Annotated in this window: 18 protein-coding genes; 15 read left to right on the top strand and 3 right to left on the bottom strand. The window is 46.0% G+C overall.

Translation table 11 applies throughout. The annotated features are described in order from the left end of the window. The first annotated feature begins 115 nt into the window (after positions 1 to 115). Positions 116 to 667, top strand: a complete 552-nt coding sequence (locus FEFB_RS05460) for a hypothetical protein (RefSeq protein WP_047975231.1) — start codon at positions 116 to 118, stop codon at positions 665 to 667. Between the two features lie 417 nt (positions 668 to 1,084). Here FEFB_RS05460 and FEFB_RS05465 read toward each other — a convergent pair whose 3' ends face one another. Continuing rightward, complete coding sequence (locus tag FEFB_RS05465) at positions 1,085 to 1,885, bottom strand: manganese catalase family protein (protein ID WP_047975232.1); 801 nt, start codon at positions 1,883 to 1,885, stop codon at positions 1,085 to 1,087. A gap of 356 nt (positions 1,886 to 2,241) precedes the next feature. Between FEFB_RS05465 and FEFB_RS05470 the strand changes: the two genes are divergently transcribed. After that, complete coding sequence (locus FEFB_RS05470) at positions 2,242 to 4,629, top strand: DNA translocase FtsK (RefSeq protein ID WP_047975233.1); 2,388 nt, start codon at positions 2,242 to 2,244, stop codon at positions 4,627 to 4,629. A gap of 158 nt (positions 4,630 to 4,787) precedes the next feature. On the opposite strand, the gene FEFB_RS05475 is transcribed toward FEFB_RS05470, so the two are convergent. Both FEFB_RS05475 and ade read right to left on the bottom strand, forming a co-directional pair. Continuing rightward, positions 4,788 to 5,288: a hypothetical protein gene (locus tag FEFB_RS05475; protein ID WP_047975234.1), complete on the bottom strand. Its 501-nt coding sequence runs from the start codon at positions 5,286 to 5,288 to the stop codon at positions 4,788 to 4,790. Between the two features lie 10 nt (positions 5,289 to 5,298). Then, positions 5,299 to 6,957: an adenine deaminase gene (gene ade, locus FEFB_RS05480; RefSeq protein WP_047975235.1), complete on the bottom strand. Its 1,659-nt coding sequence runs from the start codon at positions 6,955 to 6,957 to the stop codon at positions 5,299 to 5,301. 237 nt (positions 6,958 to 7,194) lie between these two features. Between ade and glmS the strand changes: the two genes are divergently transcribed. The 13 genes from glmS (at position 7,195) to murC (ending at position 24,043) form a co-directional block, all read left to right on the top strand. After that, entirely contained in the window at positions 7,195 to 9,000 is a 1,806-nt protein-coding gene (gene glmS, locus FEFB_RS05485) for a glutamine--fructose-6-phosphate transaminase (isomerizing) (RefSeq protein WP_047975236.1), read from the top strand. A gap of 146 nt (positions 9,001 to 9,146) precedes the next feature. Continuing rightward, positions 9,147 to 9,932, top strand: coding sequence for an isoprenyl transferase (locus tag FEFB_RS05490; RefSeq protein ID WP_082131922.1), 786 nt, complete (start codon positions 9,147 to 9,149; stop codon positions 9,930 to 9,932). 93 nt (positions 9,933 to 10,025) lie between these two features. Further along, positions 10,026 to 10,823, top strand: a complete 798-nt coding sequence (locus FEFB_RS05495) for a phosphatidate cytidylyltransferase (RefSeq protein ID WP_047975237.1) — start codon at positions 10,026 to 10,028, stop codon at positions 10,821 to 10,823. Positions 10,824 to 10,904: 81 nt separating this feature from the next. After that, a complete protein-coding gene (rseP, locus tag FEFB_RS05500) occupies positions 10,905 to 12,158 on the top strand; it encodes an RIP metalloprotease RseP (RefSeq protein ID WP_047975238.1) in 1,254 nt (417 codons plus the stop codon). Positions 12,159 to 12,236: 78 nt separating this feature from the next. Then, a complete protein-coding gene (locus tag FEFB_RS05505) occupies positions 12,237 to 13,973 on the top strand; it encodes a proline--tRNA ligase (RefSeq protein ID WP_047975239.1) in 1,737 nt (578 codons plus the stop codon). 55 nt (positions 13,974 to 14,028) lie between these two features. Further along, the gene (locus FEFB_RS05510; protein ID WP_047975240.1) at positions 14,029 to 18,342 is read left to right on the top strand and encodes a PolC-type DNA polymerase III; all 4,314 of its coding nucleotides are present in this window, start codon (positions 14,029 to 14,031) and stop codon (positions 18,340 to 18,342) included. Between the two features lie 280 nt (positions 18,343 to 18,622). Next, positions 18,623 to 20,074, top strand: coding sequence for an NCS2 family permease (locus tag FEFB_RS05515; RefSeq protein ID WP_047975241.1), 1,452 nt, complete (start codon positions 18,623 to 18,625; stop codon positions 20,072 to 20,074). A 121-nt stretch (positions 20,075 to 20,195) separates the two neighbouring features. Further along, entirely contained in the window at positions 20,196 to 20,411 is a 216-nt protein-coding gene (locus FEFB_RS05520; RefSeq protein WP_047975256.1) for a cold-shock protein, read from the top strand. Positions 20,412 to 20,413: 2 nt separating this feature from the next. Beyond that, complete coding sequence (locus tag FEFB_RS05525; RefSeq protein WP_047975242.1) at positions 20,414 to 20,989, top strand: NUDIX hydrolase; 576 nt, start codon at positions 20,414 to 20,416, stop codon at positions 20,987 to 20,989. Then, a complete protein-coding gene (locus tag FEFB_RS05530; RefSeq protein ID WP_047975243.1) occupies positions 20,979 to 21,287 on the top strand; it encodes a hypothetical protein in 309 nt (102 codons plus the stop codon). The genes FEFB_RS05525 and FEFB_RS05530 overlap by 11 nt, the downstream gene beginning before the upstream one ends. 21 nt (positions 21,288 to 21,308) lie before the next feature. Continuing rightward, positions 21,309 to 21,986 carry a 5'-methylthioadenosine/adenosylhomocysteine nucleosidase gene (locus tag FEFB_RS05535; RefSeq protein WP_047975244.1) on the top strand — a complete coding sequence of 226 codons (678 nt, stop codon included), beginning with the start codon at positions 21,309 to 21,311 and terminating at the stop codon, positions 21,984 to 21,986. A gap of 51 nt (positions 21,987 to 22,037) precedes the next feature. Next, complete coding sequence (ytpR, locus tag FEFB_RS05540) at positions 22,038 to 22,694, top strand: YtpR family tRNA-binding protein (protein ID WP_047975245.1); 657 nt, start codon at positions 22,038 to 22,040, stop codon at positions 22,692 to 22,694. A gap of 14 nt (positions 22,695 to 22,708) precedes the next feature. Then, positions 22,709 to 24,043 carry a UDP-N-acetylmuramate--L-alanine ligase gene (gene murC, locus FEFB_RS05545; protein ID WP_047975246.1) on the top strand — a complete coding sequence of 445 codons (1,335 nt, stop codon included), beginning with the start codon at positions 22,709 to 22,711 and terminating at the stop codon, positions 24,041 to 24,043. Positions 24,044 to 24,065: the final 22 nt, after the last annotated feature.

Raw genomic sequence — 24,065 nt, forward strand, 5'->3', positions numbered from 1 at the left:
CAGACGCCACTAGAAGTTTTTCGGAGTTGTTCGAATTAAACTTGTAATCTGCCAACTAAAAAAATAATGAAAGCATTCATTACAAAGTATAAAAATATTGATGAGGCAGACGAAAATGAAGAAAAAATGGATAGAGGGGAATAACAAGAAGATAACCAAGCTCGGACCCGTTCGGTTGCTTGTTGTAACCAGTAGATATATTTTTTTAGATTTTTCTTTTATTACAACATTAATATTGATGGCTTTATTGTTGTTGGTGGTTTATTTTTTTAAATTAAAAATAATTATTCCGTTTAATGTGATTTTTAGTGGATCTATTACTGCCATTTCGTTTTCATTTGCTATGATGGCGGCTATCAAACTTATTGTAACTGAACCAATGCTAAATTTTTATGCACATGACGATTATGAACACAGCAATAGGAAAGTAAACGAAATATATGTATTTTTCTCACCGTTTTTGGTTAGTTTGATATCGTGGGGAGTTGTATCATTGATATCTTTGATTGCGCTGTCAGTCAATATTAATTATTCAGGCAAAAGAATAATGGACTATGTTGCTGTCATCTTCTTGTCGTTAGTTATATATTCCATATTGAATGTTATCCAATTAATGTGGACGATTCTTCGATTGACGATACAAAAGGCTTTTAAGGGCATTGAGTAAACGTGAAGATATTTGAAGGGAAAAATAATATTTAACAGCACATGGAAATTTGATGTAAAAAATAAGTATTTTAAGTAATATTTAGGACAAAAATGAATAGCAACAAGAATGTAATTTTTGCCGGTATTTTATCAGAATTACTATATTCTATTTTTGGTAGATTTTTGATAAATATGGCTAAATATTTGCAATAATTTGAATTATTAAATTTTTTTGAAATTAGTTATGCATAGATAGTAATGATTTAGAAATTCAATATTTAGAATAGAAAGGAAATTATCAGAAAGTTTATTTGCTGACAAAATTAGTAAACTTTCAATCCACCAAAAAAGCTGCCTACTTCTTCTCAAATCGAAGAGGTAAGCAGCTTCTTTCATATATAAATATAAGGGAGAGGGCCCAATTGGTGGGCGAAAATTAGCCTTGGTTGTTCTTCAGGCGCTTGTCCGCGGGCTTCACCTCAGGAACGCCGCCCATGGCTTCAGGGTGTTCTTGGTAAGTGAACTTGTGTCCGTCCTTGGCTACCTGGCCTTCAAAGGCCTTTGAGCCAGCGCCGTCAGAGAAGCTCATGATGGTGTGGGCGAATTCTGAATGCTCGATATCGCCCATGTCGCCAGGAACGATGACGCCGTACTTTTCTTCGAGTTCTTCTTGGGCCTTCATAAATTGAAGTTGGTGTTGCGTTTCGCGAGCCAACAAGAACTTCAACATATCGCGGATTCCCTTGTCCTCTGTCATGTTGTAGAGACGAGAAACTTGGAGGCGGGCCTGTGATTCACGAACAACGTTAAAACGCATGTCGGCCACCAGGTTACCAGATGAAGTTACATAGCCGGCGTTCCAAGCTGCACCATTTGGGTTTGTTAGACCGGCGTTCAAACCATGAACCAGTGCGTGTTCAGGGTCCATACCGGACAATGTGGCTGCCTTAAGTGGATCGCCGGCAACGTCAGCATCAGAGATTGGCGCACCTTCAAGCAAATAGCCAATCATTGTTGAAATCATTTCCACGTGACCGATTTCTTCGGTTCCAGTGTCTAAAAGTAAGTCTTTGTACTTTTCATCGCCAGTTGATGACCAACCCTGTGAAAGGTATGACATCATGCCGGTTGTTTCACCCCATTGGCCACCCAATGCTTCTTGCAGACGACGGGCCATCAATGGGTCCGGACGATCAGGCTTGGCGTTGTATTGTAACTTCCGAGTGTGCGTGAACATAATTTCCTACTTTCTGTGCTCTTCGTGAGAATATTTGTTAAAAAATAAACAGTACCAATTTATAATTATTTATAAAATAATAACTATTAAACGCCTATTCTCTAGTAATTAACATTAAAATTAGTCGGTATATATCAACCTTTCCAATTTTAATATTTTGCGTTGAAATTAGTTTATCATGGACAATAGGAGCAGGTAAAGGGAAAATCAGGAAAATGGTCTAGACGACCGTCGCTAAAGCTAGTGTTTTCAGTCCTGAAAACACTAGGAGCAAAAGAGGCGACTGTGCTAAGATAGAAGGAGTAAACTAGACATTTTTAGACTATTTAGTTGGTCTTTTGCAAAGGAGAACCCTCATGGCTAAGCAGACGAAACGTCGCAGTCAAAAGAAAAAGAAAGTTAGTCGGGCAGGAGCTGCTGGACAAATTGTTGGCCTACTGGCGATTATCTTATTATCAATTTTTGCGATTTTTCAATTAGGACTTTTTGGTATTTATCTAGCCGATATGGTGCGTTTTTTCTTTGGAAATCTTTACCAAATTACTTTGTTGCCACTGATTGCTTGGGCCACGATTTATTTGGTGATGGATAAAAGTTATCCAATTCCAGGTCGCATCTATGTCGGAGTGGGGATGATCTACTTAGCAACGGTTTTGCTGTCATCGATGCTGTTCTTCACACAGAACGAATTGCCAGGTGGTGGTTATGCTTCCCAGGTAATTCGATTGATTGGCCAGGATATGACCAATCAATCCGCTGGAACACCGGTTGGAGCTGGTATGCTAGGGGCTCTTTTATACCAATTAACCTTCACCCTCTTATCAAACGTTGGTGTAGCGATTATTGTCGTTGTTTTGTATATTGCGGGTGTAATTGTCACTTTTCGTTTGCCCGCTCGTGACTTGGCACAAAAGGGTGTTGCCAAGGCCCATGAAAACTTTACGGAGTTCCAAAAGCAACAAGGTCAAAAGCGCGATCAGCGTCAATTGCTGGCTGAGAAGAAACAACAGGATTTGACAGAATTTGGTGACCACCCATTTGGCTTGAGTAAAACGGAGCCAAGGGCGGATGAACCGGCAGCAGATCCATTCTTCCCCGACCCTGCCAAAGATATTAACGGTGATGGTGCTGATTTGCCAGTAGAAGAAGGATTGAATTTAGGTGCCGACCCGGTTGAACCAACTATTAACTGGCAGGCGCCGACAACGCCAAGCCCAGCACCTACTCCAGCTGGACCAGCCCAACCCGTTACTCCGCAGGGAAATGAGGACGTACACCTTAATGCTAGTGCTGTGGATGACGATGATTACCAGTTGCCACAAACCTCACTCTTAACAAAGACTCAGCCGACTGACCAGACTAAGGAGGCGCAAAGTTTGAATGCGAAGTCTCGTCTGGTCCATGACACGCTACAATCCTTTGGCGTGGACGCGACCGTGTCCTCGGTTTCCTTGGGACCAACGGTTACTCAGTATGAGCTCAAGCCGGGTCAGGGTGTGAAGGTCAACCGGATTGCGAATTTGGCGGATGACTTGGCTTTGGCCTTAGCGGCGAAATCAATTCGAATTGAAGCGCCAATCCCTGGAAAGCCCTACGTCGGCATCGAAGTGCCAAACGATACGCAGGCGGTCGTTGGTTTTCGCTCGATGATTGAGCAGTCCAACACTTTAGACCAGGGCTTGCTAACGGTTCCATTGGGCCGTGATGTGACTGGCAATATCGTGTCAGTGGACTTATCAGCCATGCCGCACTTGCTGATTGCTGGATCCACGGGTTCTGGAAAATCAGTTGGGTTGAACGGCATCATTATTTCCTTGCTCTTAAAGGCCAAGCCTTCCGAAGTAAAGCTGATGATGGTCGATCCTAAGGTGGTCGAGTTATCGATTTACAATGGTATTCCGCACCTGTTGACGCCCGTTGTTTCCGATCCACGTAAGGCAGCCAAGTCGCTGCAAAAGTTAGTAGATGAAATGGAAAACCGCTATGATCTGCTGGCTCAATTTGGCAAGCGCAATATCGGTGAGTATAATGCGGCCGTTGACGACAACAATGCTCATGCCAAGGAAACCGGCAACGCCATCATGACGAAATTGCCCTACATCGTGGCGGTTGTCGATGAATTTGCTGATTTGATGGCAACGGTTGGCTCTGAAATTGAAGTTTCGATTGCCCGCTTGGGAGCCAAGGCGCGAGCTGCCGGAATCCATATGATTCTGGCGACCCAGCGTCCCGACGTGAAGGTGATTAATGGAACGATTAAGTCGAATATTCCCGGTCGAATCGCCTTTCGAACGGCATCGGGAATCGATTCGCGGACAATTTTGGATACGAACGGGGCCGAAAAGTTGCTTGGCCGCGGAGACATGATTTTTGCCCCACCTGGCAAGGCTCATAAGCGACTGCAGGGCGCCTTTATTTCAAATCAGGATGTGACCGCCATTGTTGATTTCGTCAAGGGCGAACAAGATGCCGTTTATGATGAGAAGATGACGGTGACCGATGAGGAAGTCGCCCAGGATGAAAACGGTGGTGGCGGCAATTCGGATGATGAATTGTTCGAGGAAGCACTAGAATTTGTGATTGACCAGCAGAAGGCCTCAACTTCATTGCTCCAACGTCGCTTCCGGATTGGTTATAACCGGGCAGCCCGCCTGGTTGACGACCTCGAAAATGCTGGTTACATTGGACCGGCTGACGGGGCCCGTCCACGTCATGTCAATGTTAGCAAGAAAATTGATGAATAAATAAAGCTAAGAAAAAGCGAAACTGCCGAAGTGAATGGTGGTTTCGCTTTTTAAGTGCTTATTTTTTGAGCATTTGACGGGGGATTTGGCAGGCAGTGTCTAAATTTCCATCAAAAAAGCGCCTTCCCAAATGGGTTGGCGCAAAATTGCTTGATAAATTATTCTTGGAAAAAGGGCACGATTTGTTTAGCGAACGAACCGTCGGGATCGTTGACAAAGGTCTTGTAGGCCGCCCAGTAGGCGTCTTCGATGAGGAGTGGCTCGGCGATGTTCTTTGGAATCGCCGTTCGTGGAATGCCACCACGGTCATCGCGAGGACCTTCGTATTCCTTTGTAAAGTCGTCGAAACGCTTTTCAATCACAATGGCTTCGGGGCCAAACCAGTTATGGGGCTCCTTGGTTAAGAAGCTTTCTTCAATCTGGTAGGGTGTCCAATCGGGTAAGTTGACCGCGATTTTCATGGGGTGGACCAAAGTTTGTAACTGGACTTGGCCGAGCGCGATATCGGCGACGGCACCCGCCATGGCTGACGGCAGGTGGAGGTCCTGATTTTCCTTAGCAACTAGGAGGAACTGGCCGGTCATCTTTTCGTCAGCTGTAACTTCTTGGCCGGCGAGGACGTTAAGTAATTCGGTTGGAGTAATATTAATAGCTTGCATGAGAAATAGTTTAATCCTGAATTTGAATAAAGGCAAATTGTGCGAAGTCAAAGAGTCCTTGGTCGGTAATTTTCAATGAAGGAATCACGGGCAGGGCCATGAAAGAAAGGGTCAAGAACGGATCGAAGGTTAGCGGTGAAATTTTGGCAAAGGCTTCGTTTAGGGTCTGCTGCTTTTGAATTAATCCTTCGTAAGGCAAATCAGACATCAAACCGCCGATAGGTAATGGTAAGGTCGTCACCTGACCGTTTTTGACAACCACTTGGCCACCACCGATTTTCTTGAGGGTTTCAACGGCCAAGACCATATCGTCGTCATTGACACCAGCAACGATCAAGTTGTGGGAATCGTGAGCAATGGTTGAGGCGATAGCGCCATCTTTTAGAGAAAGGCCCTTGATGATACCCAGACCGTGGCCGAGGTCGTGGTAGCGTTCAATCACGGCCACCTTGGCAAAGGTTTCGTTTGGTGCGAATTGACCGTCTGCATCAACTGGCACCATTTCGACCTGGTGCTTCGTGGTGATGTGGTGGGGCTCAATTTCAATCACGTGGGCTGGCTTACTGGCATCTAATGGCAAGGCCAAATCGGCTTTGCTAAAGGTCAAATTGATTTGCTGACCGGGAAGGCGCAAGACGTCTTCTTGCTCATTTTGAAAGAATTGGCCACCGACCATGACCTGGTCAATGGTAACTTGCTTTGGATCAGTCAGTATGACCAAATCGGCCTCGAAACCAGGAGCTAAGGCACCGACATTTTGCAGGTGGTGGGCGGTTGCACCGTTATAAGAAGCCAGGGTGTAGGCCAATTCGGGTGTGAGACCATTCTCGATGGCCAAGGCGATGTTGAAGTTGATGGAGCCTTCTTTTTGGATGTCCGCGGCTGATTTATCATCGGTAGCAAAGGCGAAGTGACCTTCGTTGGCCTTTGTTACGGCCGGTAGGAGGGCGAGCTCGTCGCGTTCAACGGTTCCTTCGCGCAAGAAGACGGCCATGCCGGCGTTAACACGGTCGAGGGCTTCTTTTTTGCTGGTGGCCTCGTGGTCGGTGTCGATACCATAGGCGCGGTAGATGGCTAGTTCAGCCGGACCTAGCCCAGCCCCGTGGCCATCAACGTGACGGTGGGCCTCCTTTGCATCTGCAATCTTTTGCAACATATCGTCCTGGGCGTTAGCGACTGCTGGAAAGTCCATTACTTCGGCTAAACCGGCAATTTCTGGATGTTGGTAGAAGGGACGCAGGGCGTCCGCATCTAAGATGGCACCAGCGTGCTCAAAGGGCGTGGCTGGCACGGAAGATGGCAACATATAGTGGATGTGCAATGGTGTCTTCTTGGCAGAATCGAGCATGTACTGGATACCCGAAATACCGGCCACGGAAGCAATTTCGTGTGGGTCGGCGAAGATTCGGGTAACGCCGTTTTCAAGAGAAAGACGGCCGAATTCAGAAGGGGTTAGCAAAGATGATTCGATGTGAAGGTGCGCATCGATAAAGCCGGGCACGAGCCAGCGATCGTGGCAATCGATAGTGGTCTTGGCCTCCAAGTCCTGGTTATCACCGACAAAGATAATCTTTTTGTCTTTAATCCAGACATCCTTTTCCTCAAATTCCTGATTAAAAACGTTTAAGACTTGACCGCCGGTAAGACGGTAATCGACTTGCTGTACCATTGTGCACTCCTTTTTTCGTTTTGAATTTTATCTAGTTTAGCACATGTCAGCCGGGCTTTGGAACTGATTTAAACGCCTGGAAAATCAGCTGTGTGAAGAAAGTTGACTACTGTTGGTCATTTAGTCTATACCAATTATTAATTTTGGGATTGACTAAGCCATGAATACTGATAGAATAGCAGTTGTTAACTTAAAAAGTATTACCAAACCAATTTTTTTGAAAGCGAGAAATTTTGTATGTGTGGAATTGTTGGAGTAACCGGTGTTGAACAGGCTTTGCCATGTCTTTTGCATGGTTTGCAAAAGTTGGAATACCGTGGTTACGATTCTGCCGGTGTTTATCTGATGGATAATGCAGGCAATGATGCCTATATTCGTGAGAAGGGCCGGGTTGCCAAATTAGCTGAAAAGGCGAAGGCCAACGGCTTTATTGGTACTTCTGGTATTGCGCATACTCGTTGGGCAACCCACGGGAACGTGACGATTGAAAACGCCCACCCACAAAAGTCAGCCGATGACCGTTTTTACTTGGTTCACAACGGTGTCATCGAAAACTACCAAGAGTTGAAGGCTGAATACTTGCCAGGTGTTCACTTTGTTTCTGAAACGGATACGGAAGTTGCTGTTCAATTGGTTGACAAGTTTGCTACTGAAGATGGTTTGTCAAACGTTGAAGCCTTCCGGAAGATGATTTCTTTGTTGGGTGACAACTCAGCTTATGGCTTCTTGTTGATTGATACGAAGGAACCTGGTACTTTGTTTGCCGCTAAGAAGAAGTCACCACTTTTGGTTGGTGTCTCTGACCATGGGAACGTGGTGACGTCTGATGCCGCTGCGATGATTGACGTGACCAAGGAATTTATCGAATTGCGTGATGGAGATATCGCCATTATCAAGCCAGGTTCAGTGGCCGTCTATGACGCTAATGAAGAACCAGTTGACCGTGAACACTTTACATTGGAAATTGACCCAGAAGACACTGATAAGGGTGCTTATCCTTACTACATGTTGAAGGAAATTGATGAACAAGCGGTCGTTTCTCGCAACATTGCTGCTCATTACTTCGATGAAGAGGGACAGTTGCAAGGAATCGGTTGTGCCATCACCGACAAGATGAAGGGAGCGGACCGCCTGTACATTGTGGCAGCTGGAACTTCGTACCACGCCGGTTTGGTTGGAAAGCGTTACTTCGAACAATGGGCGCAGATTCCAACGGAAGTGCACATTGCTTCGGAATTTGCTTATGACCAACCAATGTTGTCAGCTAAGCCATTCTTTATCTTCTTGTCTCAGTCTGGTGAAACGGCTGATTCTCGTGAAGTGTTGGATAACGTCAAGAAGCAGGGCTTCCCAGCCTTGACGTTGGCCAACGTGATGAATTCAACGTTGACCCGCGAAGCTGATTTTGCCTTGCCAGTCTTGGCCGGCCCAGAAATCGCCGTGGCCTCAACCAAGGCCTATACAGCCCAAGTTTTGGTTCAAGCCATCTTAGCTTCAGCCTTGGGGAACCCTGGCTTTGATTTGAAGGCCGAATTGGCTAAGGTTGCTGTTGAAATTTCAGCTATCACGGACGAAAAGGAAACCTTTAAGAAGATTGCCGAAACGGCCTTAAAGGACCAAAAGTCAGCCTTTTATATCGGTCGTGGCTTGGATGCTTCGGTTGCTTTGGAAGCGGCTTTGAAGTTGAAAGAAATCTCTTACGTGCAGACAGAAGGATTTGCAGCCGGGGAATTGAAGCACGGTACGATTTCTTTGATTGAGGATGGCACACCGGTCTTCGCATTGTTGACGCAGAAGAAAACGGCCGGATTACTCCGTGGTGAAGTGGCTCAGGTTGCTGCCCGTGGTGCTAATACGGTTGTGATCGCTTCAAAGAGCTTGACTAAGGATGGCGATGCTTTTGTTTTGCCTGAAGTGGAAGAATTGTTAATGCCAATCTTGGCTGTTATCCCAGCCCAATTGATTGCTTATTATGCAACATTGGACCGCCATTTGGATGTTGATCGTCCTCGTAACCTGGCAAAATCAGTCACGGTTCAATAAAGTGTTTGGCTGCCCAATCATCAAAAAACAACACTAGTAACCAAAATGTCGGCGAATTTTAGCCGACATTTTTTTGTTTGCCCGCTTTTTTCTGGTAAAATAGTGAGGAATGAATTAAATGACGAAAGTCGGACGGAGACAAAACGATGAGCCTGTTGGCAAAGGTATTTTCACATAAAAAGAAACATTTAGTCGGTCATCACTTGGTCTTAAATGAATTAAAGATTCCAAAGCACTTAGCCATTATTATGGATGGAAATGGTCGTTGGGCCAAAAAAAGGCATATGCCCCGGGTTGCGGGTCATAAGCAAGGGATGGAGACGGTCAAGACGGTTACTAAATTAGCCTCTTCTGCTGGTGTCTCGGTTTTGACACTCTATGCCTTTTCAACGGAAAATTGGTCCCGACCCAAGGATGAGGTTTCCTTTTTAATGAAGCTACCGGTCACTTTCTTTGATACCTTTGTGCCAGAGCTAATTGAACAAAACGTTCGGGTGGAAACCATTGGTGATATTAATGCCTTGCCCGAAGCAACCAAAAAGGCGGTTTACGACGCTAAGGAACAAACCAGTCAAAATACTGGGATGGTTTTGAACTTTGCCTTGAACTATGGTGGCCAAAAAGAAATTGTTGATGCCGCAGCTGTACTGGCTAAAAAGGTGCAGGAAGGCGAAATGGCGGTTGAAGACATTAACCCAGCGGCCTTTGCTGCTGAATTAACGACAGGCTTCTTAGGTGACTTGGCCGATCCTGATTTGATTATTCGGACCTCTGGTGAAGAACGACTCTCGAACTTCTTACCTTATCAGGCCGCCTATTCGGAGTTTTACTTTACGCCGGTTCTTTGGCCTGATTTTGACCAAGAACAGTTGGAATTGGCACTGGAGAGTTTTACCAAGCGTGATCGTCGCTTTGGTAAGGTCAGCTCATAAAATCAGTAATCACGACATCTAGTCACTACCCGGATGCAAAAGAGGGTGGCATAAACGAAAAAAAGATTTAAATTTTGAAAGTGAGAAATTCCGATGAAAACGCGGATTATTACGGCCGTTTTGGCCTTGATTGTTTTTATTCCCTTAATTATTATTGGGGACTTACCATTGCTAGTTTTGACCATTGCTTTGGGAATTGTGGCGATGAGTGAAGTTTTGAAGATGACCCACACGCTATTGGTTTCTTTTGAAGCCCTGATTTCTTATATCGGAGTTGTCGCTATCATCCTGCCGAAAGATTTTTGGCAAAGTGGTTTTTGGCCGGCAACGGTTAATAGCCAATCCGTGATTTACGGTCTGGCCTTTTTGTTCCTTGCTCGAACGGTTTTTGCTAAGAAGAGCTTTAATTTCCAGGATGCTGGTACGCTATTTTTGGCCATGGTTTATATTGGAACAGGATTCCACTATTTCTACTTGGCTGATTTCCGTGGTTTATCCGTCTTATTCTTCGGAATGCTTTTGGTTTGGTTGACAGATTCATTTGCTTACTTTGTCGGCAAAGCCTTTGGTAAACACAAGCTGTCACCGAACCTCTCACCTAACAAGACCTGGGAAGGTTCTGTTGGTGGGACAGTGATTGCGGTGGTTGTTGTGGTTACCTTGTATGCTTTGACCAATGCTTTGCCATATGCCGTCTGGGATTTGGTCATCATGGCTGTTTTGCTGTCAATCGCTGGTCAAATCGGCGATTTGATTGAATCTGCTTTGAAGCGTCACTTTGGCGTTAAGGATTCTGGCCGGATTTTGCCAGGCCACGGTGGTATCTTAGACCGCTTTGACTCGATGTTGGTCGTGATGCCCTTGATGGCTGTCTTGGGGATGCTTCAGTAACATCCAAAACCTGTTGTCTGGCTGCTTTTTTTCAGCTAAATTAGAACAAGAACTTTGTAGCTATTTTTAAGGATGAAATAAATGAACATCACTGCGATTATCGCTTTTTTGATTGTTTTTGGCCTGTTGGTCGGTTTCCATGAATTTGGACACTTTATTGTCGCCAAAAAATCAGGTGTCTTGGTTCGTGAATTTGCTATTGGCATGGGCCCAAAAATTTTATCATGGTATAAGAATCAAACGGCTTATACGATTCGTCTTTTACCCGTGGGTGGCTATGTGCGCATGGCGAGCGAGATGGAAAAGGATGAGCTCGAAGCTGGGCAGCGTTTTCGACTGGTCTTAAATCAGGCCGGCGAAGTTGAAAGCATGGATGAGCGGGTTGACCAGGATGGCCCCGGCTTCTTTTTCCAAGTCGATTCAGCTGATTTGGTCCATGACATGACCATGACCGGTTACCGTCAGGATGAAGAAAACTTGCAAACGTTGACGGTTGCCCAAACGGCGATTAAGACCGACCAAGAGGGGATTACTACGCGTATTGCTCCCGCAAGCACGTGGGTTGAATCAGCGCCTGTTTGGAAACGGTTGTTGATTAACTTTGCGGGGCCGGCGATGAACTTTATTTTGGCTATTTTAGCTGCCGGAATCTTAAGTTTTGCCTTGACTTCAGTTCACTTTAATGAACCAATTATTGGCCAGGTGGTCAAGAGTGAACCAGCCGCTCAGGCTGGTATCCAGCCTGGCGATAAGATTTTGGCAGTCAACGGTCAAAGCGTTCAGAGCTTTACTGATTTTGCTAATGAGGTGACGAAGAAGGCCGACCAATCACTGCAATTGAAAATCAGTCGGTCAGGCAAGACATTGAATAAAACTGTAACGCCTGAATTGATCGAGGTTTCAGGACAAAAACAAATTCGAATCGGGGTTGGGGTGAAAAGTTACCGCGATCCGCTGTCAAGAATTAAGTTTTCTCTCCTCAATACGGGTACATGGTTTACCCAAGTAGGTAACGGAATCAAGGATCTTTTTGTGGGTGGCTTTTCAATCAACAAACTGGGTGGCCCCGTGATGTTAGCCAAGACAACTGCCCAGGCATCGCACCAAGGATTTGTTACGGTGCTAGCCTTGCTGGGACTGCTATCGGTTAACCTGGGCTTAATCAATCTTTTACCAATTCCGCCATTAGATGGTGGTAAAATCTTTTTAGACCTTATTGAAGGAATCTTCAGGCGACCTGCGCCTGCCTGGTTAGCAACAACATTGACTGGTGCTGGAACAGCCTTGCTGGTTGTCTTGATGATCCTAGTGACCATTAAGGACTTGGGTCAATAATGATTTACAAATAATGTTATTCGCTTTTTCATGACAGGCCATTGCCTATTAATTAAAATTAGTCGAAAGAAGGACTTTATGAAACAATCACAGCTTTTCATGCCAACCTTGCGGGAGATTCCCGCTGACGCCGAAGTAAAATCACATCAGTTGCTCTTGAAGGCCGGTTATATTCGACCCGTTACAGCTGGAATGTTTGCTTACTTACCATTGGCAAAGCGTGTGTTGAACAAAATTGAAGCCATCATCCGTGAAGAAATGGATGCGGTGGATGCCAACGAAATGTTGGTGCCTGAAGTTTTGCCAGCTGAATTGTGGGAGCGGTCAGGCCGTTATGCGACTTACGGTCAGGATTTATATAAGTTTAAGAACCGTCAGGACCGTGATTTTATCTTGGGTCCAACGCACGAAGAGACTTTTACGGAACTTTTTGCTAACGATGTGAAGTCTTACAAGAAGTTGCCATTATTGGTTTATCAAATTCAAGCCAAGTTCCGTGATGAAGGTCGTCCACGTTTTGGCCTTTTGCGGACGCGTGAATTTATTATGAAGGATGCCTATTCATTCTCAGCTGATCAAGCTGGTTTGGATGCTGCCTTTACGAAGATGGAAGTAGCTTACGTGAAAATCTTTGATCGAATTGGCATTGATTACCGGGTAATCGTTGGTGATGCTGGTGCCATGGGTGGTTCTGATTCAAAGGAATTCTCAGCACCCGCAGCTGCTGGGGAAGACACGATTGTTTATTCTGATCAAAGCGAATATGCAGCTAACTTGGAAATGGCCAAGGATGCTTATGTTCGCCAGGAAAATCCACAAGAGGGTCAAGAATTAGCTGAATTACAAAAGATTGATACGCCAAATGCAAAAACGATTGCAGAATTGGCAGAACTTTTGGATGAGGATCCAGCTCAGCTAGTGAAGACAATCATGGTTATCACTCCTGGCCAAGACTTGGTTGCTGTTGTGACAACTGGTGACTTTGAAGTGAACTTGGTTAAGGTCCAAAATCATTTGGGTTATCCAGAAGTTGAATTGGCCGATGAAGGATTGGTTAAGGAAACTGTTGGGGCATCATTTGGCTCATTAGGACCAGTTGGTTTGCCAGAAAACGTTCAATTACTGGTTGACGAGCGTGCCGCTGATTTGCTCAACTTTGCCGCAGGAGCCAATGAAGATGGCAAGCACCTCTTGAACGTGAACTGGGGTCGCGATGTTGAATTGGCTGATGACCAGGTTGCTGATTTTCGGACGGCAAAGGAAGGTGACCTTTCCGTTGACGGTAAGGGAAAGCTACAATTCACCAAGGGAATCGAAATTGGCCACATTTTCAAATTAGGAATAAAGTATTCAAAGGCCTTGGGTGCCCAAGTGCTTGATGAAAATGGCCGCAATACCGACATGATTATGGGTTCTTATGGCATTGGTGTTTCTCGTTTGTTGGCAGCGATTGCAGAACAAAAGAGTGACGACAAGGGATTGGTTTGGCCAGCAAGTGTTGCGCCATTCGATGTTCACCTTGTGCCCATCAACTTGAAGGATGATGGCCAGGCCAAGGTCACGGCTGAATTGGAAGCTTCATTGACTGACCAAGGATTAGAAGTCTTGGTTGATGACCGTAAGGAACGTCCAGGTGTCAAGTTCGCCGATGCTGATTTGATTGGTTTGCCAATCCGCATTACGATTGGTAAGAAGGCTGGTGAAGGGATTGTGGAAGTCACTGTCCGTGGTACCCAATCTGAATTTGAAATGCGTATTTCAGAAGTAAATGAATCGATTGCTGTCTTATTAGATGGGCAAGAAGATGCACAGTAAGTTTGACAAAAAGCCGATGTAGATCGGCTTTTTGCTGTCATAGAAAGGTTTTTGTATGCCGCTGAGCCCAAAAGAACAATTAGAACAATTACTCACCCAAACGAAGCAAGGGGAAGAGAACCGGGCGTATTTTCAAGGTGGGTACTTAAAGGCAGTTGAGGTTAATCCGGTTGAAAAGTCTTGGCGCTTTGTCTTGGCAGTAAATCAGGTTTTGCCATTCCAGGTTTATCTGAGCTTTTCCCAAGGTCTAAAAGGAAACTTCCAACACGTTTCCTCAGTTGATTTGGCTATTGAAGCGGCTGATATAACCGTTAGCGACGAAGTGATTCGCGACTATTTTCACCTCGCCTTGACCAAAACCAGTCTGCCTTTTGCCGTTGGGCAACAGTTAGCGGCTTCTTCTCAAATCAATTTGGCGAAAGACCGTCAGGTATTGATTGCCACGGCAATGCCTAATTTGGCTGCTGCCATGACGAAAAACATTTTGGCTGAATTACAGAGTGTCTATCAAAGTTTTGGCTTGCCTGATTTGGCCTTTGCCATCCAAATCGACGAAAAGATGCAGGAAAAGTTGTCGCAAGATTACCAGTCTCACCATCAGGCTGTTCAAGAAAGTATCAATCAGGCCATTGAAAAGGCCAATGCGGCCAAGCCAAAGAAGTCTGCATCTGGGGTTGCACTGCGCCTTGGCCGCGCTATTAACGCGGATATCCCGGTCACTCGCTTAGAGGAAATTGATGGTGAGGAGTCGCGGGTCGTCGTTGAAGGCTTTGTCTTTGCCGATGAAGTTCGCGAACTGCGGTCTGGTCGTAAATTAATGACCTTAAAGATTACGGACTACTCTTCATCAATTACGGCGAAGAAGTTTTCAAATAATGAGCAGGACGAGGCTGTCTTCGATCAATTAAAGGCGGGTCAGTGGGTGAAGGTCCGAGGAAACGTGCAAGAAGATACCTACGCTCGCGAATTAGCCTTAAACATCTATGACCTTCAAGTCGTTGACCACGAAAAGCGATCCGAACCCTATGAGGGCGAGGAAAAGCGCATCGAACTGCATGCTCACACCAATATGTCTGGGATGGATGCGGTCACTGATTTTAACGGTTTGGCCGGCCTTGCTGAAAATTGGGGCCAGACGACGCTGACGGTCATGGACAACGGCAACGTTCAAGGGTATCCAACGGCGATTGCTGCGGCCAAAAAGCATAATTTGAAAATGATTTATGGTATGGAAGCCAACGTCGTTGAGGATGGTGATCCGATTGCCTATAACACCAAAGACTTAGACCTTTTGGCTAAGGACCAAACCTATGTCGCCTTCGATTTGGAAACGACGGGGTTGTCGGCCGTTTCGGACCGAATTATTGAATTATCGGCCGTGAAGATGGAACTGGGGAACGTGGTTGACAAGTTCTCAGAATATATCAATCCTGGTTTCCCACTGTCCGAATTTACGACGAACCTAACGTCGATTACCGATGCCATGGTGGCTAACGCCAAACCCGAAAAGGATGTGATTAATGCCTTTCGGGAATGGGCCGCTGGGACAATTTTGATTGGTCATAACGTGACTTTTGATGTGGATTTCTTGAATGCTACCTATGACCGATATAATGAAGAAGCGATTTCAAATCCTGTGATCGATACGTTGACCCTAACGCGTTGGCTGTATCCCGACTATAAGTCTTACCGTTTGGGTACTTTAGCCAAGAAGTTTAGTATCGAGTTGGAGCAGGCCCACCGCGCCATTTACGATGCCGAAACGACCGGCCACTTGGCTTGGAAGTTACTAAAAGAGGCTAAGGAACGCTTTGACCTATCAAATCTGAATCAGTTAAACGACCATATGCTCGATGGTGGGGCTTGGCGTCATGGCCGGCCATTTCACCTGTCTGTCTTGGTGCAAAACGAGACTGGCCTAAAAAATCTGTATCGCCTGGTTTCGGAATCAAACGTCCTCTACTTTAACAAGGTGCCACGAATTCCGCGGTCAGTTCTGGTTAAATATCGGGAAGGACTGTTGATTGGAACCGGTGATACTGATGGTGATGTGATTGTCACGCTGATTGAAAAGGGTTACCAAGCGGCTAAGAAAAAAGCTGCTTTTTACGATTACCTGGAAATTCAACCATTGGCGAATTATCAGCCAATGTTGGATAGCCAACTGATTGCCAATATAAGTAAGCTGGAAAAGCTGATCAAGGAAATGATTCAGCTTGGTCAGGAATTGAATAAGCCGGTTGTGGTAACGGGCGACGTCAAGTATACGAACCCCGAAGACAAAATTTATCGAAGCATTCTGATTGGATCACAACCAGGAAATCCGTTGAACCGAACAAACTTGCCGGATTTGCACTTCCGCACAACCCAAGATTTGCTTGACCAGTTTGATTTCTTGGGTGAGGATGAGGCCAAGCAAGTCGTCATCGCGAACACGCACGCCATTGCAAATCAGGTGGAGGATATTTCACCGTTGAAGGAGGGATCATTTCCACCTAAGATTCCAGAAGCCGGTGATGAATTACGCGAAAAGACCTTTGCTGCTGCCAAGGAAGCTTACGGTGATCCACTGCCCGAGTTGATTCAAGAACGAATCGACCGGGAGTTGAAGTCAATTATCGGTAATGGCTTTGCGCCGCACTATATGATTGCCCAACGTCTGGTGGCTAAGTCCAATAAGGACGGCTACCTGGTTGGTTCTCGTGGATCGGTTGGATCATCCTTCGTGGCCACGATGTCTGGAATTACCGAAGTTAATCCCTTGCCACCACATTATCGGTCGGCTCATGGCGATTACTTTGAGTTAGCCGATGAAAAGAAGTATGGTTCGGGCTATGATTTGCCTGATAAGGAAGACCCAAACCATCCTGGTGAAATGCTGATTGGTGACGGGCAAAATATTCCTTTCGAAACCTTCATGGGCTTCACCGGAAATAAGGTCCCTGATATCGATTTGAACTTCTCGGGTGACTACCAGCCGATTGCCCATAACTATATGAAGGTGATGTTCGGGGAAAAGAAGGTTTACCGTGCCGGCACGATTGCGACCGTGGCTGAAAAGACGGCCTTTGGTTATGTGAAGGCCTACGAACGTGACCATGATAAGCATTACCGTGGTGCCGAAGTAGAACGGTTGGCTTCCGGGATTACCGGGGTCAAGCGAACGACGGGGCAGCACCCCGGTGGTATTCTAATTGTTCCAGCCGACTATGATATTTATGATTTCACGCCGGTGCAATATCCAGCCGATGACCAAACGGCCTTGTGGCAAACGACCCACATGGATTATCATTCCATTCACGATAATCTTTTGAAGATGGATATTCTGGGACATGATGATCCCACGATGGTCCGGACGCTGAAGGATTTGTCCGGGATTGACCCACAGTCAATTCCAGCTAATGACCCCGGCGTTTTGAGCCTCTTTACCTCAACCGAGGCCTTAGGGGTAACACCTGAGCAAATTAATTCGAAGACCGGGACCCTTGGGTTGCCGGAATTTGGAACGAACTTTGTGCGGGGCATGCTGGAAGATACACAACCACACACCTATTCGGAATTGTTACAGATTTCTGGTCTGTCTCACGGAACGGATGTGTGGTTGGGGAATGCTCACGACTTAGTTGAAAACGGAACAGCCACAATCGCGACGGTGATTGGAACCCGTGATAAAATTATGACTGATTTGATTGGTTATGGACTGCCTTCAGAAGATGCCTTTAACATTATGGAAAAGGTTCGAAAGGGTAAGGGCATTACTGATGAGTACCAGGCACTGATGCGCAAGCATGAGGTGCCGGAGTGGTATATCGAATCTTGTTTGAAGATTAAGTATATGTTCCCTCGGGCCCACGCGGCGGCCTACGTGTTGATGGCGCTGCGGATTGCCTACTTTAAGGTTTACTTCCCAGCGGTCTATTACGCGACTTATTTTTCAGTCCGGGCTTCGGCCTTTGATGTAGTTGCCATGGCTCGTGGTAAGGAAGCGGTTAAATCAGTCATCGCCAAGATTCGTGACCTCGGTAATGATGCCACCAAGGGTGACCAAGATTTGCAGACCGTATTAGAGATGGCCAATGAGGCCTTAGAACGGGGAATTTCCTTTAAGATGGTCGATCTTTACCAATCAGAAGCGACGGATTGGGTCATTGATGGTAATGAATTAATCCCACCGTTTTCAACGATTCCTGGTTTGGGTGACAACGTGGCCAAGCAAATTGTGGCAGCCCGTGCCGAAAAGAAGTTTATCAGTAAGGAAGACTTGAAAAAGCGGGGGAAGGTCTCCCAGACCATCATCGAGTTCTTAACGTTGCACTCGGTCATCTCGGACTTGCCGGATGAAAATCAGTTGTCTTTGTTTGACTTTTAGGTCAGGCTATCAGATGGTTCGTGTCTACTTTTTAGATAGGGCTGTCGGGTGGTTGATACTTGATTTTCAAGTAGGGCAGTCAGACAGGTTACGTTTTTTTCTAGGCAAGACCACCAGATAGTCAACGTCTGCTTTTGAAGTAAGACTGTCAGAACGCTAATGTTTGATTTTTCAGCAGGACCGTGAGATAGTTAAGACAAAAGTGCACCACTGCTGTGGCGGATATCAGCAGTTATCAAAAAAATAAGAAAAGGAGCCGGCGCTTTGCCAGCCGGATATCATGCAATCATTTTTTAAACTCAAGGAAAATAACACCACGGTGCGCCGTGAAGTGGTTGCCGGGATTACGACTTTCGTGTCCATGGCTTACATTTTCTTCTTGAACCCACAAATTTTAGGACAAACGGGGATGCCGGCTTTGGCTGTCTTCGTGGCAGCCATTATCGTTGCTGTTTTTGGAACCTTGGCGATGGGCTTGTATGCCAACGTTCCCTTTGCCCTAGCTCCCGGAATCGGGATGCAGGCCTACTTCACTTATACCATTGTCTTTGGCTTTGGCTTTAAATGGCAACAGGCTTTGGCCATCGTCTTCTTGGTTGGAATTTTGGATGTCATTATTACGCTAACCCATGGTCGTCAAGCAATTGTGAAAGCCATTCCAACTGAGTTAAAGGCCGCAATCGGTGGTGGGTTAGGTGTCTTTGTAACCTATATTGGTTTGAAGAATGCCGGCTTCATCAACTTTGTGATTGACGGCAACAACTTGATTACCGTTAACGATAAGGCCTACAATGGTGGGTCAGTTCACGGACCATTGACTTCATTGTTGGCCTCTGGTGGGGTAACGCCAGAATTAACGAAGTTTACGCAATCACCAGCACTTTTGGCCTTGATTGGCTTGCTTTTGTTGACCTTTATGTTGATTAAAAAGGTCCCAGGTGCATTTTTGATTACGTTGGTTGCAACGACTTTGATTGGTATCCCAATGGGTGTGACAGACGTGCATATGTCAGCAGCCACCTCTTTACCACACGCTTTTTCTGAATTTTCATCAACCTTTGGTGCTGCCTTTGGGCCACACGGCATGCAGTCACTCTTTGGTACTTGGCAAAAGACCATTTTGGCGGTCGTTACGATTTTCGCCATGGGCTTGACTGGCTTGTTTGATGCCATTGGAACTTTGATTGGAATTGGTAACCAGACGGGTATCTTCTCCAAGGAAGATCAAGAAGCCTTTGTTGCTGATAACTCCTTCAATTCTAAGATGGATAAGGCTTTGGTCGTTGATACCTTTACGACGACCTTGGCTGGGGCTGTTGGAACTTCGAATACAACAACTTTTATTGAATCAGCGACCGGGGTCGCCGCGGGTGGTCGAACTGGTTTGGCCAACGTAGTGACTTCAGTTGGCTTCCTGTTGATGCTCTTTTTGGCACCATTGGTCTCAATTGTGCCAACGGCCGCCATTGCACCGCTTTTGATTGTAGTTGGAATCATGATGATGGCTGAATTTAAGAAGATTGATTGGGCGGATTTGGCGGTTGCCTTGCCAGCCTTCTTTACGTCAATTTTCATGGCCTTCTCTTATTCAATTTCTTATGGAATTGCCGCCGGCTTTATTTTCTATATTGTGGTTAAGATTGCTCAAAAGCAATTTAAGACGTTGTCACCAATCTTGTTGGTGATTACCGCCTTCTTCTTAATTAATTTTATCCTGATTGCCATTATTTAAAACAAATCAGGATTGAAAGATGACTTTGGTCGTCTTTTTTTGTTGGCAAATTTTGGTCCTGATTTTACAGAAAGAAGACTTTTACCAAGCGATTCAGGCCGTTTTTTGCTATAATAGAGCTATGAAATATGGAGCAGTAAAAATTTGGCAAGCCGAACGCGGCTATGGCTATATCACACCCGATCAAAAGGGACCGGACGTTTACGTCCACTTTAACGGCATTGCTGGAGATGGTTTTAAATCTCTCCACCAGGGGCAACGAGTAGCTTATGTCCTGGTTCAAGGCAAGGACGCTTTTCAAGCTGCTCAAGTCCGGGTTATCGACGGAAAGGACTAAGCATGGCGGAAAAAGAACGGTTTTTATCAAAGCAGGACGTTTACCAGGGTAAGATTTTCTCTGTTGAGAAGCGCCAGGTGGAACTTGCTGACGGTAGTCAGGCGCAACGCGATATCGTGCACCATGCCTTGGCCGTTGGTATCTTGCCATTAGTAGATGCCGATCACGCTATTTTAGTTCGTCAATGGCGCGCTGCAGCTGATGACTTTGTCCTAGAAATTCCGGCTGGAAAAGTAGACAATCGCGACCATGGTAACGAAGAGGAATCTGCACGACAGGCAGCTATCCGGGAATTGAACGAAGAGATTCGTTTTCATCCTCGTTCTTTGACTAAGTTTGCGACCGTTTATGAAGCCATTGGCTTTACGGATGCAAGAATTGTCCTTTACCTGGCAACCGATATGACGGCTCTAGCAAATGATGATCAACTGCCACAGGACCACGGGGAATCTTTAGACCTATTGACGGTTTCCCATGATGAAATGACCGTACTGTATCAACGAGGTGAACTCAATGATCAAAAGACATTGACGGCTTATTTCTATTGGACAAATTGGAGATTAACAAATGGCAAATAATCATTTTTTCACCCGGTCACGGCAAAGCCGTGAAGATAAGAAGCGGGCAAAGATGCGTCGACAGGTTGAACGCGAATATGAAAAGGCTCATCCGGATGAAATCACAGTGGTAGAACCAGAAAATCGAGCCGAGATGCGCTTGACGAAAAAAGGCCGCTTTGAACTCGGATCAAATGGTGAATTAACGGAAAAGGGTAAGACGGACCGCCTAGCATACCGCTATAACCGTGGCATGATTTTTGTGGCGGCTTTGATTGTCTTGACTTATCTCTTCTTTTTCTTTGTCAACTTTAATTAAAAATCAGTGAGGACACCTACTTTGAAAGTTGGAATTATTACCCCAATGCCGGAAGAAAAAAAGGCATTGACGAATGCTATTCAAAACCCCGTCGAAAAAAGCTTTGCTGATTTAACAGTTTTGGTCGGTGAATATGCCGGTCAAGAAATCTTTTTAGCGGAATCAGGGATTGGTAAGGTTGCTGCCGCAACGGCAACGACGATTTTGACCCAGGTCTTCCATGTGGACGTGGTCATCAACACCGGTTCTGCCGGTGCATTGCAGCCGAAATTGGCTATTGGTGACTTGGTCATCGGTACGAAGTTGACATACTTTGATGCCGACGTCACAGTCTTCGGCTATGATTTTGGTCAGTTGCCAGCCCAACCAGCCTACTTCGAGGCTGATGCGGATTTGGTTAAAGCATTTGAGGCCTTGACGGATAGCCAGGCTGGTTTGATTGTGTCTGGTGATAGCTTTGTTCAGCAGGACAAAAAAGAAGAAATTAAACAACACTTCCCCAAGGTCCTCTTGGCCGAAATGGAAGGGGCAGCCGTTGCGCAGGTCGCAACGCGCTTTAACGTGCCGTTTATTGTTTTGCGGGGCGTTTCTGATTTGGCCAATGGTGAATCATCTGTGACCTTTGACGAGTTTGTTGTCGAGGCCGGCCAAAAATCAGCCCAGTTATTACTGGCTTACCTGGATTCATTGTCTGCCTAAAGAGCGGACAGCCAGCGATCGAAAATATTTGAAAACAGAGGATAAAAAATCATGATTGCAGTTTATAATCAAGCAGCAGTTGGCGATATTTTGATGTTAACCTTTGCCCCAGCAACGGGGAAGGTTGCCCAAGAAACCAAGGGGCAGGTGACCAAGGTTGTCGATGCCGAAAGTAAGCAAACATTGGGCATCAACATTGAAGGTGTCGGTGCAGCTTTGGCATTGACCGACCAAGCTGGTCAAGTCTTTTTGACGGAAAGCCAAGTGGCACAAGTTAACCAGATTTTGCAGGATGCTGGTTTTGACGATGCTATTGCCGTTGAACAATCAAACTTGGTTGTGGGCGAAGTTATTTCAATGACTGCTCACCCTGATTCTGATCACCTGCACGTGACACAGGCAAACGTTGGCAATGGTGAAAGCCTCCAAATCGTTTCTGGTTCCCCGAATATGCAAGAAGGAATCCGTGTCGTGGTTGCTAAACCTGGTTCGATGATGCCTTCAGGTGCCATTATTTGGGATGGTGCTTTGCGCGGTGTACCGTCAGCCGGCATGATTGTTTCTGGCCGCGAATTGAAGTTGCCAGGGGCACCTGATAAGCCAGGAGCCTTGGTTTTGCCAGCTGACTTTGGCCAAATTGGTCAGGCTTTTGATTTTGCTGCTGCCCAAAGTTTGTATGCGGACGGCTTGATTGATACAAACTATTAAGAGGGGCGACTGTCATGTCAGAGAAGTATTATTTTATCGGGATTAAGGGGACTGGGATGGGACCTCTTGCCCAAATTTTACATGACCAAGGCAACGAGGTCTTAGGGTCAGATATTGACCAGTTCACTTATACGCAAGCGCCATTGGAGCAAGCGGGCATTAAGATTTTACCTTTTGACGCAAACAACGTCTTGGATAATCTGGATGCAATTTTTATCCGAGGTAATGCCTTTGAGGATGACCAGGTGGAAGTCCAGGCAGCATTGCAGGCTGGGGTCAAGATGATTTCTTATCCAGAGGCCGTTGCCAAGCAAATTGATCAGGCCACAACCATTGCGGTTGCTGGGGCCCACGGTAAAACTTCAACCACCGGTCTTTTATCACATGTCTTTAAGAATGTTGCGAAGACATCTTACTTGATTGGAGATGGAACCGGTCACGGTGTGGCGGATTCTGATTTCTTTGTTTTGGAAGCCGATGAATACCGGCGCCACTTTGCGCCATACCACCCAGACTATGCCATTTTGACCAACATTGACTTTGACCATCCGGACTATTACCACGATTTGACAGATGTTCGCTCGGCCTTTGTTGATTTTGCTAAGGGTGTTAAAAAGGGTATTGTGGCTTGGGGCGACGATTCGAGCTTGCAAAATTTGGGTGTTGACGTGCCCGTTTATTACTACGGTGATCAGGCCGGTCGTGATGACTTCTTGATTAGTGATGTCAAGAAGACGACCTCTGGTTCAACTTTTTCAGTGAACTTTAAGGGGCAGGACTTGGGCGAGTTCGCGATTCCAATTTTTGGTCAGCATAACGTCTATAATGCGACAGCGGTGATTGCCGTTGCTTACCTGGAGGGGTTGGACTTGGCGAATGTCCGCGCACACTTGTTGACTTATCCTGGGGTGAAACGTCGCTTCTCCGAAAAGAAGGTCCAAGATATTGTTATTATCGATGACTACGCCCACCATCCAACAGAAATTCAGGCAACGATTGATGCCGCCCGGCAGAAGTATCCAACGAAGGAAATTGTGGCGGTCTTCCAGCCGCACACCTTTACCCGGGTAATCGCTTATAAGGACGAATTTGCGCAAGCTTTGCAGGCGGCCGATACTGTTTACTTGACGCCAATCTTTGGTTCTGCCAGAGAAAGCAAGGGGACGGTTTCCGCCCAAGACATCGCCGATGCTTTGCCAAATGGCGCTGTTGTCTTGAAGGAAGACGATGTTTCACCATTGTTGAAGCACCATGATGCTGTCTTGGTCTTCATGGGGGCCGGTGATATTCAAAAGTACGAGTACGCTTATGAAAAATTGCTTGGTCAAACTTTGCCTGATTTGAATTAAGGGCCATCCTTTAATCTCAGAT

The organism is Fructobacillus sp. EFB-N1 (assembly GCF_001038455.1).
In the GTDB taxonomy this organism is placed as follows: domain Bacteria; phylum Bacillota; class Bacilli; order Lactobacillales; family Lactobacillaceae; genus Fructobacillus; species Fructobacillus cardui.

Excerpts from the sequence above, each read along its gene's own strand:
- FEFB_RS05460 (WP_047975231.1), top strand. The coding sequence starts at position 116 with ATGAAGAAAAAATGGATAGAGGGGAATAACAAGAAGATAACCAAGCTC.
- FEFB_RS05465 (WP_047975232.1), bottom strand. The coding sequence starts at position 1,885 with ATGTTCACGCACACTCGGAAGTTACAATACAACGCCAAGCCTGATCGT.
- FEFB_RS05470 (WP_047975233.1), top strand. The coding sequence starts at position 2,242 with ATGGCTAAGCAGACGAAACGTCGCAGTCAAAAGAAAAAGAAAGTTAGT.
- FEFB_RS05475 (WP_047975234.1), bottom strand. The coding sequence starts at position 5,288 with ATGCAAGCTATTAATATTACTCCAACCGAATTACTTAACGTCCTCGCC.
- ade (WP_047975235.1), bottom strand. The coding sequence starts at position 6,957 with ATGGTACAGCAAGTCGATTACCGTCTTACCGGCGGTCAAGTCTTAAAC.
- glmS (WP_047975236.1), top strand. The coding sequence starts at position 7,195 with ATGTGTGGAATTGTTGGAGTAACCGGTGTTGAACAGGCTTTGCCATGT.
- FEFB_RS05490 (WP_082131922.1), top strand. The coding sequence starts at position 9,147 with ATGAGCCTGTTGGCAAAGGTATTTTCACATAAAAAGAAACATTTAGTC.
- FEFB_RS05495 (WP_047975237.1), top strand. The coding sequence starts at position 10,026 with ATGAAAACGCGGATTATTACGGCCGTTTTGGCCTTGATTGTTTTTATT.
- rseP (WP_047975238.1), top strand. The coding sequence starts at position 10,905 with ATGAACATCACTGCGATTATCGCTTTTTTGATTGTTTTTGGCCTGTTG.
- FEFB_RS05505 (WP_047975239.1), top strand. The coding sequence starts at position 12,237 with ATGAAACAATCACAGCTTTTCATGCCAACCTTGCGGGAGATTCCCGCT.
- FEFB_RS05510 (WP_047975240.1), top strand. The coding sequence starts at position 14,029 with ATGCCGCTGAGCCCAAAAGAACAATTAGAACAATTACTCACCCAAACG.
- FEFB_RS05515 (WP_047975241.1), top strand. The coding sequence starts at position 18,623 with ATGCAATCATTTTTTAAACTCAAGGAAAATAACACCACGGTGCGCCGT.
- FEFB_RS05520 (WP_047975256.1), top strand. The coding sequence starts at position 20,196 with ATGAAATATGGAGCAGTAAAAATTTGGCAAGCCGAACGCGGCTATGGC.
- FEFB_RS05525 (WP_047975242.1), top strand. The coding sequence starts at position 20,414 with ATGGCGGAAAAAGAACGGTTTTTATCAAAGCAGGACGTTTACCAGGGT.
- FEFB_RS05530 (WP_047975243.1), top strand. The coding sequence starts at position 20,979 with ATGGCAAATAATCATTTTTTCACCCGGTCACGGCAAAGCCGTGAAGAT.
- ytpR (WP_047975245.1), top strand. The coding sequence starts at position 22,038 with ATGATTGCAGTTTATAATCAAGCAGCAGTTGGCGATATTTTGATGTTA.
- murC (WP_047975246.1), top strand. The coding sequence starts at position 22,709 with ATGTCAGAGAAGTATTATTTTATCGGGATTAAGGGGACTGGGATGGGA.